Here is a 15,230-nt window from a genome sequence, read left to right as displayed (position 1 = left end):
ACACGTGTGTACTTCGCATGACCACCCCCAGGGCGAGGCCGCGCAGGCCGGAGCCGGAAGGCGCGGCTTCCTCAGGGCCACGGCGCTGCTCGGCGCCGCCGCCACGGCCGGCGTCGCGCTGCCGACCGCCGCCGAGGCGGCGCCCGCGTCGGCCTCCCGCTGGCGGCCCGATCCGGAGAGCCGCCGCTTCACCCTCGCGGTGATGCCCGACACCCAGTACCTCTTCGACGGACCGAGCATCGACAAGGCGCCCGTCGAGGCGTCCCTGCGCTATCTGCTGGAACACGGCAGGGACGAGAACGTCGTCTTTCTGTCCCACCTCGGTGACCTCACCCAGAACGGCGCCAAGGACGAATTCGCGGCGATCGGCGAGGCGTTCGGGATCCTCGACCGGCGGGGCGTCGGCTACAGCGTCCTCGCCGGCAACCACGATGTGCGGTCCTCGACGGACGACCAGCGCGGTGCGACGGCGTACCTGGACGTCTTCGGGCCGCAGCGGTTCCAGGGCAGGAAGACGTTCGGCGGGGCCTCGCCCGACGGCTACAACACCTTCCATCTCTTCCGGGCCGGCGGACGGGAGTGGATGGTGCTGGCGCTGGACTGGCGGCTGTCGGCGAAGGGGTACGCCTGGGCGAAGGACGTCCTCGCCCAGCACCCGAAGACGCCGGTCATCCTCACCACGCACGAGCTGGTCGTCGAGGACGACACCTTGTCGGCCTACGGGCAGCAGCTGTGGGACCGGCTGATCGAGGACCACGACCAGATCTTCCTGACCCTGAACGGCCACTACTGGCCCGCGGGCCGCGCGACCCTCAAGAACGCGGCCGGCAACGAGGTGCACCTGCACCTGACCAACTACCAGAACCGGTACTTCGGCGGCGCGGCGATGATCCGCCTGTACCGCTTCGACCTGGACCGGAACGTCATCGACGTGGAGACGGTCTCGCCCTGGATCCTGGGCCGGGCCGCGAAGGGGCTCAACGAGCTGGAGCGGCAGGAGATCGAGCTGAGCGGGGACGCGGACCGGTTCTCCGTCGGCATCGACTTCGCCGCGCGCTTCTCCGGTTTCGCCCCGGTCCCCGCGCGTCCGGCGCGCCCCGCGTCCCGGATGGTCGTCCCCGGCACGGTCGCCTACTGGCGCTTCGACGGACACGACAACGGTACGGGCGTGAGCGGTACGGTCCGTGACCTGTCCGGGCGCGGCAACGACCTCACGCTCGTCACGGTCGGCGGCGGCGCGCTGACCTGGTCGGCGGACCACCACCCCGACCAGCCGGGCCACGGCAGCCTGGAGTTCCAGGGCTTCAAGTCCCCGCTGAAGGGGGCGTATCTGCGCACGGTCGACGGCGCGCCCCTCAACTCGGCGACGTTCGAGGCCGGTTACACCATCGAGGCCTTCTACCGCCTCCCCGCCGACTGGGACCCCTCGCACCACGCCTGGTCCGGCGTCGTCAGCCGCACCGGCACCGGCGGCGCCGCCGGGAAGACCGGCGACGACCCCGACGAGCCGCTGGCCACGCTGTCCCTGTCGAACGACCGGGAGCCGCAGTGGGCGATGCGTCCGCTCAACCAGGAGGGCATCGCCACCAACTGGGGGCAGGAGACGCCGCTGGAGACCTGGTGGCACCTGGCGGTCGTCAACGACGGGCAGCACACCACGCTGTACGTCGAGGGCTGCCCGGTCGTCCGCAACCCCAAGGCGCCGGCCGTCGGGATCACCTCCGTCGGTCTGCCCTGGCTGCTCGGCGGCTACGAGTACGCCGGGAAGATCGACCAGATCCTGCACGGCCGTCTCGGCGACGTGCGCATCGTCGAACGGGCGCTGCCCGTCACCTCCTTCATGAACCACTGACGCCCTCGAAGAGGACTTTTCACGATCATGACCGAGCAGCAGCTGCCCTCCTGGGCCGACCCGTCCGTCTCCCCCGCCTCCCTCGACGCGCAGGGCGTGTCGAGACGCGGACTCCTCCACCGCGCCGGACTGTTCGGGGCCGCGTTCGCCCTGGGTTCGGCCGCGACACCGGCCTTCGCCTCGGCCTCCCCTGCCCACCAGAAGGGCTTCGGCGGCGAGGATCCGCGCCTCGCCTACCTCGTGGGCGACCACCACGTCCACTCCGTCTACAGCCACGACGCCAAGTACACGTTCTCGCAGCAGGCCCAGGCCGCCGCCAGGTACGGCCTGGACTGGATGGTGTTCAACGAGCACTCCAACTTCGGCCACGCCCACTACGGCGCCGCGCTGGAACACCAGGAGATCCTCAAGGCCCGCGCCGAGAACCCGCGCCAGCTGATCTTCCAGGGCCTGGAGTGGTACATCCCGGCCGCCGAGCACTGCACGATCTTCGCGGCCCCCGGCCCCCACGAGGTCGACCTGCTCACCCAGTTCGAGCTGGCCTACGACGGCAAGCTGCTCGGCTACACCGACGGCGCGCCGGACAACGCCAACACCGCCCGCAACGAGGCCCATGCCGTCAAGGCCATCCAGTGGCTGGCCGAGCAGCGCCGCACCGGTTACGTCGACGACGTCCTCGTCCTCGCCAACCACCCGCTGCGCCTCGGCATCGACTCCCCGCACGAGATGCGCAACTGGCGCGACGCGGCCCCCGAGATCATGATCGGCATGGAGGGTGCGCCCGGCGCCCAGGGCGCGGCCATCCCCGGCTGGCGCGGCGCGACGTCGATCCGCGGCGAGTACGAGAACAAGCCCTCCGCGAACTCCTTCACCGGCTACCCGACGGACGCCTACCTCACCTACGGCGGCTTCGACTGGGCCACCGCGACGGTCGGCGGTCTGTGGGACTCGATGCTGGCCGAGGGCCGGCTGTTCTCGATCACCACCAACTCCGACAACCACCGCACCGTCTTCGACACCTGGAAGAACGGCGACTGGCAGCCCGGCCAGAACTTCGACAACACCGGGAAGCTGCCCGACCCGGTCGACACCGACACCCCGCAGCCCGGCAGCGACTTCTGGCCCGGCGAGTTCAGCCGGACCCACGTCGGCGTGACCCGCTACGGCTACCGCGCCGTGATGGCGGGCCTGCGCGCGGGCCGCGTCTGGCTGGACCACGGGCATCTGCTCGACGGGCTCGACGTGCGGCTCAAGCGGGACTGCGACTTCGGGCGGGGGGTCACACTGGGCGGCCGGCTCCGCGTGCGCAAGGGCGAGAAGATCACGCTGTACGTGACGGTGACGACCGCCTCCCGGGCCAACCCGCAGGGGATCCTGCCCCAGTTGGCGCACGTCGACGTGATCCGGGGCGCGGTGCGCGGCCCGGTCGCCGACCGCGACAGCTGGCAGGCGCCGGACACCAAGGTCGTCGAGACCAGGGACGTCAGCGGCCGTACCGGCACGTACACCCTGCGCATCCCGCTGACCGCCGGGGACGAGTCGTTCTACGTACGGCTGCGCGGCAGCGACGGCAACCGGCACGGCGCCGGCTACCTCGGCGCCGCGGTCGACCCGCACGGGCCGATCGCCCACGAGCCCGGAAACGGTGACCCGTGGGCCGACACGTGGTTCTACTCCAACCCCGTCTTCGTCGACGTGCAGCGGTGACCGCTCACGCGTAGAAGCGGGAGAGACTCTGCAGGACGGCGGCGGGCTTCCCGCCGCCGTCGATCTCTATCGTGCCGTCGACGGCGATCTGCACCCCGCCCGGCACGTCCTCCACGGAGGCGAGCCGCGCGGTGAGCCGGATGCGCGAGCCCACCTTCACCGGGGAGGGGAAACGCACCTTGTTCAGCCCGTAGTTGACCTTCGTGGTCACGCCCTGGACGTCCAGCAGCTCGGTGAAGAGCGGGATGAACAGGGAGAGGGTGAGGTAGCCGTGGGCGATCGGGGCGCCGAAGGGGCCCTCCTTGGCGCGTTCGGGGTCCACGTGGATCCACTGGTGGTCGCCGGTGGCGTCGGCGAAGGTGTCGATGCGCTCCTGGGTGACCTCGATCCACTCGCTGGTGCCCAGGTCGCTGCCCGCGAGCTTCTTCAGTTCGTCGATGCCGTTGACGGTGACGCTCATATGGCTTTCCTTCGCTAGGAGTTGGTGCCGTAGCGCTTGCGCACGCGGGACTTGAGGAGTTTCCCGGAGGCGGTGCGCGGGAGTTCGTCCGCGAGGACCACCGACTTCGGGATCTTGTACTTGGCGAGGCGTCCGGCCAGCGAGGCCAGCAGCTCGTCGGGGTCGACCGAGGCACCCTCGCGGGGCACCACGACCGCGCGCGGCACCTCGCCCCACTTGTCGTCCGGCACGCCGATGACCGCGCACTCGACGATGTCGGGGTGGGAGAGCAGCAGGTCCTCGATCTCGGCCGGGTAGACGTTCTCGCCGCCGGAAATGATCATGTCCTTGATGCGGTCGACGATATGGACGTACCCGTCCTCGTCGACCCGGGCCGCGTCCCCGCTGCGGAACCAGCCGTCCGCGAACGAGGCGGCCGTCTCCTCGGGCAGCCCCCAGTAGCCGGGCATGACATGCGGACCACGGACCACGACCTCGCCGGTCTCACCGACGTCGACCGGCGTGAAGTCCGGCCGCACGACGCGTACGTCGCTGAAGAAGTGCTGGACTCCGGCCGACCCGGCCTTGCCGACCGCGTGTTCCGCGTCCAGGAAGAGCGTGCCGGGGGACGCCTCCGTCATGCCGTAGCCCTGGAGGAAGGTGAGCCCGCGCTCCTGGTAGGCGGCGATGAGCGGGGTCGGGACCGGGGAGCCGCCGCAGGTCAGGATCCTCAGCGACGACAGGTCGGCGTCCGGCCAGCGCGGGTGCCGGGCGACCTGCTCGAACATCGTCGGCACCCCGAACATGAAGGTGATCCGGTGCTCTTCGATCAGGTCGAAGGTGGCGTTCGGGTCGAAGGCTTCGACCAGGACGCAGGTGCCGCCCTTCAGCAGCACGGGCAGCGTCAGCATGTTCAGGCCGGCCGTGTGGAACAACGGCGCGGAGACCAGGGCGCGTTCGTCGGCGATCAGGTCGGTGTCGACGAGGACGTTGATCGCGTTCCAGGTCAGGTTGGAGTGGGTGAGCATCGCGCCCTTGGGGCGGCCGGTCGTCCCCGAGGTGTACATGATGATGCAGGTGTCGTCGGGGGTGACCGGCTCGTCGACCGGGTCGGTCGCCGCGGAGGTGATCGCCTCCTCGTACTCGGCGCCCACCTCGACGTACGTACGCACGTCGGTGTCGCCCGGCAGTCCGGCGACCAGGCCCGCGTGCGAGGGGCCGTAGACGAGTGCCCTCGCGCCCGAGTCGGCGAGCTGGAAGGCGATCTCCGGGCCCGCCAGGCGGGTGTTGAGCGGGACGAAGACCGCGCCGAGCGTGCCGGCCGCGAAGAGGGTCTCCAGGTAGGAGGGGTGGTTGGGGCCGAGGTAGGCGATGCGGTCGCCGCGCCGGACGCCCCGGGAACGCAGGGCGTGGGCGAGGCGGGTGGTGCGGTCGTACAGCTGCGCGTACGTGAGCGAGGTGCCGCCGTGGATCAGGGCGGTACGGTGCGGGGTCTTGCGGGCCCGGCGTGCGGGCCACGACCCCAGTCCCTCATTGCGCATCTACGGCCCCTTATGGCTTGGTCAGCCCGAGCAGGCGGGCGGCGTTCTCCTTGAGGATCCTCGGCCTGACCTCGTCCTTGACGGGCAGCTTCGCGAAGTCGGCGAGCCAGCGGTCCGGGGTGAGGACGGGGAAGTCGGAGCCGAACAGGACCTTGTCCTTCAGCAGCGTGTTGGCGTACTGCACCAGTTGCGGCGGGAAGTACTTCGGCGACCAGCCGGACAGGTCGATGTGCACGCCCGGCTTGTGTGTGGCGACGGCCAGGGCCTCGTCCTGCCAGGGGAACGAGGGATGCGCCAGGATGATCTTCAGATGGGGGAAGTCGGCGGCGACGTCGTCCACGTGCAGGGGGTTGGAGTACTTCAGGCGGATGCCGCCCCCGCCGGGCACGCCCGCGCCGATGCCGGTCTGGCCGGTGTGGAACAGGGCGATCGTGCCGGTCTCCTCGATCACCTCGTACAGCGCGTAGGCCACCGCGCGGTCGTTGGGGAAGAAGCCCTGGATGCTGGGGTGGAACTTGAAGCCCTTCACCCCGTACTCCTCCACCAGCCGCCGGGCCTGCCGTACGCCGGCCTTCCCGCGGAAGGGGTCGATGGAGGCGAAGGGGATGAGGACGTCGGAGTTGGCGGCCGCGGCCTCGGCGACCTCCTCGTTCGGGACGGGCGCGGTGCCGGTGGCGGACTCGGCGTCCACGGTGAAGATCACCGCGGCCATCTTCCGCTCGCGGTAGTAGGCGGCCGTCTCCTCCAGGGTCGGCTTCCGCTTGCCCTCGACCTTGAAGTAGGCGGAGGAGGCGTCGTGCAGGTCGTCGTCCAGGGAGGAGTGGCCTTGCGAGGACACCTCCGCGTGGGTGTGGACGTCGATCGCGACCAGGTCCTCGATGTCCATCACGCCTCCGGGATCTTCGGGGCGGGGATGCCGACCGTCTGGGGTTCGGCGCCCACCGACGTGTGCCAGGCGTCGGCCAGCGCCTCGGGGCTCCAGCCGCCGTTCGCGTACGCCGCCCGGACCTCCTGCGGATGCGACCAGAGTGCCACCTTGTCGCCGCCGATACCGATGGCCTGGCCGGTGATGCCGCGCGCCGCCTCGGAGGCGAGGAAGGGCACGAGGGCCGCGCAGTCCTCGGGGGTGCCGAATCCCTCGCCCTTGCGCAGGAAGTCCGGCAGCGGCGCGCCGCCCCGCATCGCCTCGACATAGGGGGCGAAGGCCGGGATCGTCTCGGTCATCGCGGTCGCGGCGACCGGCACGATCGCGTTGACGGTGATCTGCGCGCGGGCCAGCTCCATCGACCAGGTACGGGCCATGGCGGCGATGCCGGCCTTGGCGGCGGCGTAGTTGGTCTGCCCGAAGTTGCCGCGCTGCCCGGCCGGGGAGCCGACCAGGATCAGGGTGCCGCCCCCGCCCTGCTCGCGCATCCGGACGGCGGCGGCGCGGGCGCAGGTGAAGGTGCCCTTGAGGTGGGTGGTGACCACGGCGTCGAAGTCGTCGTCGGTCATCTTCCACAGCACCTTGTCGCGCAGGATGCCGGCGTTGGTGACCAGGACGTCGAGCCGGCCGAACTCCTCGACCGCGCGGGCGACCAGCCGGTCGGCGGCCTCGGCGGTGCCGACCGGGACCACCTCGGCCACGGCGGTGCCGCCGGCCTCGGTGATCGACTTCACGGCCTGCTCGGCCACGGCCTCGTCGATGTCGTTGACGACCACCGAGGCGCCGTGGGCGGCGAGGGCGTGGGCGTAGGCGAGGCCGAGGCCCCGGCCGCTGCCGGTGACGACGGCGGCCTTGCCGGTGAGATCGATGGGGGGCACGTGCGGGTCCCTTCGGCTGGGAAGCGGGTGAGATCGAAGCTAAGAGCAATAATTGTTGTCGTCAATAGTTGTTGCGAACCTTCGGATGCGGCATGCTGGGATCCGTACCGCACGCAGGAACCGAGACAGGGAGTCCGTCATCAGCCCCCGGCACACGAACGACCCGACACCGATCGACGCGGACGAGCCGTGGATGCGCGGGCTGCACGCGGACACCGGCTACCTGCTGTACCGTCTGGGCCTGCGCTCCGGGCAGCTGTTCAACGCCTTTCTGCAGGAGTCGGGGCTGCGGCTGCGCCACTACGCGGTGCTGCGGTTCCTGGCCGGCTCCGACGGGGCCCTGCAGCGCGAGCTGAGCACCCGGCTCGGCTACGACCCGAGCGCCATCGTGGGCCTGGTCGACGATCTGGAGAAGCTCGGCCTCACCGAGCGGCGCCCCTCTCCCGACGACCGCCGCAGCAAGATCGTCGTCCTCACCGAGGACGGACGTGCCTTCCTGCGCGGCACGGACGAGGCGGGCCGGCGCGTCACCAACGACCTGCTGGGCCCGCTCGACCCCGCCGAGCGCGAGACACTGCACGCCCTGCTGCTACGGGTCGCCGACCGGCCATGACCGGCGAGCCGGTCCGCTCCGCCCGCTCCGCACCCGAGCGGCTGCTGGCCGTGCTCGCCGCGTTCGACCACGCGCACCCGGCGCTGTCGCTGACGGACATCAGCCGCCGGGCCGGGCTCAGCCTGACCACCGCGCACCGGCTCGTGCACGCGCTCACCACGTGGGGCGCCCTGGAGCGGGACGACGACGGGGTCTACCACGTGGGCCTGCGCCTGTGGGAGGTGGCCGCACTCGCCCCGCGCGGCCTGGCGCTGCGGCAGGTCGCGCTGCCGTACCTGGAGGACCTGTACGAAGCGACCCACGAGAACGTGCAGTTGGCGGTCCGCGACGGTGCGCAGGTCGTCTACATCGAGTGGCTGTCCGGGCGTTCGGCGGTCGGCGTGCACATCCGGGTCGGCGCCCGCTGGCCGCTGCACGCCACCGGAGTCGGCCTCGCCCTCCTCGCCCACGGCGACCCCGGCTTCCAGGAGGAGTACTGCACCGGCCCGCTCACCTCCTTCACGCCGTACACGATCACCGACCCGGCACACCTGCGCCGCACCCTGGCCGAAGTACGCCGCACCGGGGCAGCGGTGAGCAACCGTCAGATCACCGACGACGCCCTGTCGGTGGCGTCCGCCGTGCGCGGAGCGGGCGGCGCCGTGGTCGCGGCGGTCTCCGTCGTCGTGCCCCAAGAGAGCGCGCAAGTACCGGTGTTGATACCGGCGGTGCGGCTGGCGGCGCGGGGGATCTCGCGGGCACTGGGCTGGCGACCGGATCGGGCGGACGCGTGAGGTCCCCGCGCCGTGGGGTTCCGGCGCGGGGACCTCTGCGGGGTGCCGGGGTCAGCAGTTCCCGGCGTCCGCCTTGCCCGCGAAACGGTCGCCGAGCCAGGCCACCACGTCACCGATCGCCTGGGCGTCACCGGTGAGGTGGTCGCCGGCGTACGAGGTCCAGCGGGTGGTGACACCGGCGGCGCAGTAGGCGCGACGGGTGGCGCTCGCCATCTGCGCGGGGATCACCTCGTCCAGCAGGCCGCGGTACTGCAGCACCGGGAAGCCGATCTCGTACCGGGCGCCGGATCCGGGGGTGCCGACCCCGGTGCCCAGTTTGTTGGCCTCGACCGCGTCGCCCCAGGTGGTGCCGTCGGAGCCGTGCAGGGCGTAGATCTGGTCGAGGGTCAGTCCGTCCTTGGTGTACTGCTCGATCCGCGTGCCCGGGAAGCGGCTCACGGTGCCGAGCGCGCAGAGCGACTCGGCGTCCTTGACGGCCTTGCGGCCGCTGTCGTTGAGGAGGCTGTCGAACGGCATGTCCGGATGGGTGACGGACAGACCGATGAACGCGTCCACCAGGAACCCGGCGAAGAACTGTCCGTCGAGGTTGCTCGCCACCTGCTTGAGGTCGGCGGGGATCCCGCCGGAGGCCGAGCCGACGACGTTGAGTTCGGGGGCGTACGACTTGGCGAGCTGGGCCGCCCAGAGGCTGCCGGAGCCGCCCTCCGAGTAGCCCCAGATCCCGACCTCGGCATCGGGGCTCACCCCGGCGCCGGGCACCCGGGAGGCCGCGCGGGCCACGTCGAGAGCGGCGTGACCGGCCTCGGCCCCGGAGGCGTACGGGTGGACCTGGCCGTCCATGTAACCCTGGCCGTCCGTCGCGGCGACGGCGTAACCGGCGTTGAGCAGCGCCGCGATGTTCGGGCCCTCGTAGGCGTCCTGGTACTGGCCCGCGAGCTGCTTGGAGAACGCGCACTGCGGTCCGATGCCGAGGGTGCCGGGCACGAACGCGACCAGCGGCCGCTCGCCCGGTCCGGTCCACGGCTTCTGCGGTACGACGACGGTGCCGACGACGGAGACCCGCCGGCCGCGCCCGTCGGTGGAGCCGTACTGCACCTTCCACGCGTTCAGCGGGGGGCCGCCGACCACCATGGGCAGCGAGTCGACCCGGCGGCAGGCGACGACGGCGCCCGGTGCGGCGGTGGCGCCGTCCGGGGGCCGGTAGATGTCGGCGTCCGCGGCGGAGCACGCCTCCGGCGTTCCGGCCGCCGCGTTCACCGCCGGCACCGCCAGCAGTCCGCCGAGCAGACCCGCGGCGGCGAGCAGTGCGGCTCTCTTCGGCAGGGGCTTCCTCGACCTGTGGGAGTTCACCTCAGAGCGTCCCTTCTGTGGGGTGAAGAGGTACGTGAAGCTGAGCAGGCCGAGAGGTTACGGAGGCGTAGGTAAGCACTGATAGTTAAAGGACGACGAACCGGCGGGGGCAGAGCTGTGCGCCGGTGACTAGCGTGGCCGGGCAACCGCCGGAGGGCCGGGCGTCGTCCCCCTGATCATCATGCCCACTACACATCCGGCCGGTCTGCCGGCCTCCCCCGTCGGCCAGTTGCTCGATTTCACCTGGACACAGGCCCGGTCCTGCGCCTTCGCCATCGCCCTGCTGTCCGGGGTGGCGGCATCGACCCTGCTGCCGCACCTGCCGGTGGCCCGCTACGACCTGCTCCTCGGCTACGGCCTGCTGCTGACCCTGCTGTTCTGGCGGCGTGGCTGGGAGAGCGGGCGGGACGTCGCCGTCATCGCCGCCTGCCATGTCGTCGGTCTCGCCTTCGAGCTGGTGAAGGTCTCGCTCGGCTCGTGGAGCTACCCGGAGCCGGCCGTGCTGAAGTTCGCGGGCGTCCCGCTGTACGGGGGCTTCCTCTACGCGGCCGTCGGCAGCTATGTCTGCCGGGCCTGGCACCTGTTCGACCTGGAGCTGGTCCGCTACCGGCCCCGGGCGACGGCCCTGGTGGCCGCCGCCGTCTACGTCAACTTCTTCAGCCACCACTGGCTGCCCGACGCCCGCTGGCCCCTCGCGGCCCTCCTCGTGGCCGTCACCGCGGGCACCTGGGTGCGCTACACCGTGCGCGGGGTACGGCGGCGCATGCCGCTCGCGCTGTCGTTCACCCTGATCGGCTTCTTCCTGTGGCTGGCGGAGAACCTCGCCACCTATGTGGGCGCCTGGCGCTACCCGTACCAACTCCACGGCTGGCAGCCCGTCGACGTCGGCAAGTTCGGCGCCTGGTCCCTGCTCATCAGCGTCACGTTCGTCCTCGCGGCACTCGGCAGGTCGAGGTCACCGTCCCCGATGGCACGCTGACCTCGCGACGGGCGTCCGGTCAGCCGGGCAGGGCGGCCAGCAACCGCCGGTCGCGCGGGGCCGGTTTGCGGTCCAGGCGGGCGTCCAGCAGGCTGCGGGCCGCGTCGCAGCGGCCCGCGGCCACCAGGGCGTACAGCAGCGTCTCCTCGACGACCTCCCGCTGGGCCGCGCTGCCGCCGACCCCGCGCAGCACGGGCAGCAGCGCGTCGAGGCCACGGGCCGCCTCCCCGAAGCGTTCCTCGACGAGCGCGGCGAACGCCTCGCACAGCGGCCCGACGACCTCGCGTTGCACCAGGTCCGCGCCCAGGGCGTGGTCGCGCAGCCGGCGCAGGCCGGGCAGGTCCCCGGCGGCGGTGAGGGCGACCGCGACGTGCAGCGCGGTGAAGGCGGTCGCCGGCCGCTCCAGCACCTCCCGCTCGACCGAGTCCAGCACGTCGGCCGCGGGCAGTTCGCCCCGCCAGCTGTCGCTCAGCCGCGCCCGCCACAGCAGCGACCCCGAGTCGACCAGGGCCCGTACACCGGTCACCCGGCCGGGCGCGAGCTGCGCGAACCAGCGCTTGCGGACCGCCGCCGGGTCGTCGAGGGCGAGTTCGTGCAGGGCGATGTGCCAGGAGAAGTGCGCCCGGTGGACCGCGCCCCGGCCCCGGCCGGACACCCAGCGGTCCAGCCAGTCACGGCCGGCCTCGTGCGCGCCCGACTCGTAGTGCACATGCGCCAGGGCGTGCACGGCGTGCCCGGAGGCGGGTTCGACGGCCAGCGCCCGGTGCGCCAGCTCGCCCGCCTCGTACAGGCGGCCCTGCTCCTGGCGCAGGAAGGCGAGCAGCGAGGTGTGGAACCAGTGCCCGTCGTACGCCGGTGACGTCAGCGCGAGCAGACCGAGCGCGTCGTCGTCGTGCAGGTCGCTGACACCGGAGAAGGCGATGGTGGGCACGGCGGCGGCGAGCGCGAGGGCGTCGGCGGGGTACGTCCGCAGGTGTCGTACGAGCGCCTCGTCCCCGTCCTCGCCGGTGATCCGGCGCGTGACCACGTCCACGAAGGACCGCTCGCGTTCGTCGGACCGCTCGCGGGCCGAGCGCTGGGCGTCGGCGAGGGCGCGGGGCACGTCGACGGCGGCCCCGCCCTCATGGCCCAGCAGGGCGAGGGCCGCGTGGCCGAGGGCGAAGCCGGGGTCGAGGGCGACCGCACGGGCGAAGGCGTCCTGGGCTCCGGAGCGTACCTTCAGGACCCGGTCGAGCCCGCCGCGGTAGGCGGCGGCCGCCTCGGCGTGCGTGGTCAGGGCGAGGCCGTGCCCGTCGACCGGGCGGCGGGTCGTACGCCGCCTCGGGGTGAGCGGGCCCAGCAGCTGCTGGGCCAACTCGGCTGCCTGGACACGGATTTCGGGGATCGCGGTGGTCTCCCACAGCTCGCCCCGGCGCGGGGCGCCCAGCGTGAACAGAGGGAGCCCGGCCTCGCCCCGGGCGTCGAGAAGGCGGCCGTCCCGGGTCGCGGCGCCCATGCCCTGCGGGCCGGGAACCACCGTCCCGGACGCGAACAGCGCACGCCACAGCGGGTCGTCGGGGCGCCGTCCCGGGCCGGTGCAGTCGACCACCCAGCCCACGTGCAGCGTGCGGCCGTCCGACAGCTCGACGGCGAGCGGTCCGCCGCCGGTTGCGGTGGCCCGTACGACCGTGCCCGTGTGGACCTGGAGGCGGCGGGCGGTGCGGGCCCGCAGGACGTGTTCGGCGGTGGCGGGGGCCATGCGGTGGCGGTGGGTGTTCCACAGGGCGCCCTCGCGGGCGAGGAAATCCTCGCGCTCCTCGGGGGTGAGGCTGCGCCACAGGCGCGTGGTGTGCGGGCGGAGGCTGTCGAGGCCGGGGCGCCAGTCGCCGTGGGTGCGGACCGAGCGGCTCAGGTGCCGGTAGACGGCGCGGCGCAGTAGGCCCAGGGACGTGTCGTACAGGTCCTGAGGCGCGGGCATCACACCAGCCGGACCGAGCGCGTGCGGCTGGGGCAGCAGGCCGTTGCGGGAGAGCGCGTGCACGGTACGGCCGGGGCGGTCGAGGGTCAGAGCGAGGTCGACGGCGGTCAGGCCCGTGCCGACGAGCAGCACGTCGTCGGTGCCGTCGCGGGCGCCGTCCAGGGCACCCGGCACCCACGGAGCGCCGATGAAGCGGGGCGAGGCGCGCAGGGCGGGCGGGGCCCATGCGGCGGTCGGCGCGGCGGGGCCGGTGGCGAGGACGGCGGCGTCGGCGGTCAGGGGTCCCCCGTCGGCGAGGCGCAGCTCCACCCGCCCGTCGGGGGTGCCGGTACAGCTCTCCGCCCGGGTGCGCAGCCGGCGTACGCCGACCGTGCCGTGGGCGCGGACGATCGCCTGGCCGAGGGTGTCGGCGAGGTACGCGCCGTAGCGGTAGCGGGTGGCGTAGTCGGCGCCGGTGACCTCGGGTTCGCCGTGCCGGCACAGCCAGCGGATGAAATGGCCGGAATCATCCGGGTAGGCGCTCATATTGCCCGCGGGCACGTTCAGTCGGTGGCGTGGGTCATGGGTGGCATAGGCGGTGCCGCGGCCCGCTTCGGGGGCCGCGTCGATCAGGACCACGTCGAGGGGAGTCCGGCGGCGGGTCGCCGTCTCGCAGAGCTGGACGGCCGCCAGGGCGCCGGCCGCGCCGGCTCCGACGATGGCCACGGTCTGCCGCTTGCGGACTTCGGTCACGGATACCTCCGGCGGGTCGGTGAAAGTGCCTCTTCACTCTTCCGATCGGGTCGCGGCCCCCACAACCACGACTTCCAGCCGTCTCTCCGCGCGTCCTCATGGGAATCTCAGGCAGCACCCCACGGATTCAAAGGGCCGGCCCAGACAACCGGCGCAGGATGCCCACGCACGGACGGACAACTCAGAAAGGCGTGTCGTGGGCGTCTCGCACATATCGAACCGGTCCGGACAGCGGTCGCGCGGGTGGTCCCGGCGCGGGATCCTCGCCGCTCTCGGGGCGGTACCGGCCGCCGCCCTCGCGGGCTGCAGTTCCTCGGCGGACGCCTCGGCGGCCTCGGACGGCAAGGACGCGGCCGCGACCGCCCGGGCCGCCACGACCAAGAAGGCGACGATCACGGTCACACCCGCGCCCGGCACCGGGAAGGCCGGCTTCACCAGTCCGGTCGAGGTCACCGTGGCCGACGGCACGCTGACCTCGGTCACGGTCGCCGGAAACGACGGCTCCACCCTCTCGGGCTCCTTCAACGAGGCCCGGACGAAGTGGACTTCGGCGAGGAACCCGTACTCGGGCACGAAGTACACGGTGACGGCGAAGGCGGAGGGCGCCGCCGAGGCGTCGGTGACGACGTTCACCACGCGGTCGCCCGGTGCCACGTTCGTCGGCTACTTCACCCCCGAGGCGGGCGCCACCTCCGGCGTCGGCATGCCCGTGTCGATCAACTTCACCCACGCCGTCGCCGACCGGGCCGCCGTCCAGAAGGCGATCACGGTGACCGCCGAACCGGCCGTCGAGGTGGTCGGGCACTGGTTCAGCGACACCCGGCTGGACTTCCGGCCGGAGACGTACTGGGCCCCCGGCACGAAGATCACCCTGAGTCTGCGAATGAAGGACGTCGAGGGCGCGGACGGCGTCTACGGCATCCAGCACAAGGACGTCACCTTCCACATCGGCCGCGAGCAGATCAGCACGGTGGACCTGTCGGCGAAGACGATGACGGTCAAGCGGAACGGCGAGACCGTAGCCGGCTACCCGGTCACCGGTGGCGGCTCCGGCCACACCACCTGGTCCGGGATCATGGTGATCAGCGAGCGGTTCGAGCAGACCCGGATGGAGTCGTCCACGGTCGGCCTCGGCGACGAGTACGACATCCCGGACGTGCCGCACGCCCAGCGGCTCACCACCTCCGGCACCTTCGTGCACGGCAACTACTGGGCGTCCACGGCGGTGTTCGGTCAGCAGAACACCAGTCACGGCAGCATCGGCCTGCACGACACCAAGGGCGCGGGCGACAGCTCCGTGGCCGGCTACAAGTTCTACGAGAGTTCGATGCTCGGCGATGTGGTGATCGTGAAGAACTCCGGCGAGAGGACGGTGGATCCGGCCAACGGGCTCAACGGGTGGAACCTGTCGTGGGCCGACTGGAAGGCGGGCAGCGCGGTCTGAGCCGGTACGGGTGACTTCATGGGGTGAACTCCCGTACAGC

The 15,230-nt window shown here is 72.1% G+C and carries 12 protein-coding genes; 6 read left to right on the top strand and 6 right to left on the bottom strand.

Annotated elements, in window-relative coordinates; translation table 11 throughout:
• Window positions 1–4: 4 nt before the first annotated feature.
• Both BEK98_RS36200 and BEK98_RS36195 read left to right on the top strand, forming a co-directional pair.
• Window positions 5–1,852, top strand: a complete 1,848-nt coding sequence (locus BEK98_RS36200) for a LamG-like jellyroll fold domain-containing protein (RefSeq protein ID WP_094220976.1) — start codon at window positions 5–7, stop codon at window positions 1,850–1,852.
• A 27-nt stretch (window positions 1,853–1,879) separates the two neighbouring features.
• Window positions 1,880–3,559, top strand: coding sequence for a PHP domain-containing protein (locus tag BEK98_RS36195; RefSeq protein ID WP_094220975.1), 1,680 nt, complete (start codon window positions 1,880–1,882; stop codon window positions 3,557–3,559).
• A gap of 4 nt (window positions 3,560–3,563) precedes the next feature.
• Here the strand turns inward: BEK98_RS36195 and BEK98_RS36190 are convergent, their stop codons facing one another.
• The 4 genes from BEK98_RS36190 to BEK98_RS36175 are packed head-to-tail and all read right to left on the bottom strand — an operon-like array spanning window position 3,564 to window position 7,342.
• On the bottom strand, window positions 3,564–4,019 hold the full coding sequence (locus tag BEK98_RS36190; protein WP_094220974.1) for a MaoC family dehydratase: 456 nt from the start codon (window positions 4,017–4,019) through the stop codon (window positions 3,564–3,566).
• A 14-nt stretch (window positions 4,020–4,033) separates the two neighbouring features.
• Complete coding sequence (menE, locus tag BEK98_RS36185) at window positions 4,034–5,539, bottom strand: o-succinylbenzoate--CoA ligase (RefSeq protein ID WP_094220973.1); 1,506 nt, start codon at window positions 5,537–5,539, stop codon at window positions 4,034–4,036.
• A gap of 10 nt (window positions 5,540–5,549) precedes the next feature.
• Window positions 5,550–6,425: an amidohydrolase family protein gene (locus BEK98_RS36180; protein ID WP_094220972.1), complete on the bottom strand. Its 876-nt coding sequence runs from the start codon at window positions 6,423–6,425 to the stop codon at window positions 5,550–5,552.
• Complete coding sequence (locus BEK98_RS36175; protein WP_094220971.1) at window positions 6,425–7,342, bottom strand: SDR family NAD(P)-dependent oxidoreductase; 918 nt, start codon at window positions 7,340–7,342, stop codon at window positions 6,425–6,427. The genes BEK98_RS36180 and BEK98_RS36175 overlap by 1 nt, the downstream gene beginning before the upstream one ends.
• Before the next feature lie 193 nt (window positions 7,343–7,535).
• Between BEK98_RS36175 and BEK98_RS36170 the strand changes: the two genes are divergently transcribed.
• On the top strand, window positions 7,536–7,955 hold the full coding sequence (locus BEK98_RS36170) for a MarR family winged helix-turn-helix transcriptional regulator (protein WP_094220970.1): 420 nt from the start codon (window positions 7,536–7,538) through the stop codon (window positions 7,953–7,955).
• A complete protein-coding gene (locus BEK98_RS36165; protein WP_094220969.1) occupies window positions 7,952–8,728 on the top strand; it encodes an IclR family transcriptional regulator in 777 nt (258 codons plus the stop codon). The genes BEK98_RS36170 and BEK98_RS36165 overlap by 4 nt, the downstream gene beginning before the upstream one ends.
• A gap of 51 nt (window positions 8,729–8,779) precedes the next feature.
• Here the strand turns inward: BEK98_RS36165 and BEK98_RS36160 are convergent, their stop codons facing one another.
• The gene (locus BEK98_RS36160; RefSeq protein ID WP_244202117.1) at window positions 8,780–10,078 is read right to left on the bottom strand and encodes a lipase family protein; all 1,299 of its coding nucleotides are present in this window, start codon (window positions 10,076–10,078) and stop codon (window positions 8,780–8,782) included.
• Between the two features lie 181 nt (window positions 10,079–10,259).
• Here BEK98_RS36160 and BEK98_RS36155 point away from each other — a divergent pair, with 181 nt between their 5' ends.
• The gene (locus BEK98_RS36155; protein ID WP_094220968.1) at window positions 10,260–11,057 is read left to right on the top strand and encodes a DUF817 domain-containing protein; all 798 of its coding nucleotides are present in this window, start codon (window positions 10,260–10,262) and stop codon (window positions 11,055–11,057) included.
• Between the two features lie 19 nt (window positions 11,058–11,076).
• Here the strand turns inward: BEK98_RS36155 and BEK98_RS36150 are convergent, their stop codons facing one another.
• A complete protein-coding gene (locus BEK98_RS36150; protein WP_208643326.1) occupies window positions 11,077–13,746 on the bottom strand; it encodes an FAD/NAD(P)-binding protein in 2,670 nt (889 codons plus the stop codon).
• A 196-nt stretch (window positions 13,747–13,942) separates the two neighbouring features.
• Between BEK98_RS36150 and BEK98_RS36145 the strand changes: the two genes are divergently transcribed.
• Entirely contained in the window at window positions 13,943–15,190 is a 1,248-nt protein-coding gene (locus BEK98_RS36145; RefSeq protein WP_094220967.1) for a L,D-transpeptidase, read from the top strand.
• Window positions 15,191–15,230 lie beyond the last annotated feature (40 nt).

Source organism: Streptomyces diastatochromogenes, from assembly GCF_002242805.1.
Taxonomy (GTDB): Bacteria; Actinomycetota; Actinomycetes; order Streptomycetales; family Streptomycetaceae; genus Streptomyces; species Streptomyces diastatochromogenes.
Note: the sequence above shows the minus strand (reverse complement) of the source record. Positions and strands in the feature narration are given on the sequence as shown.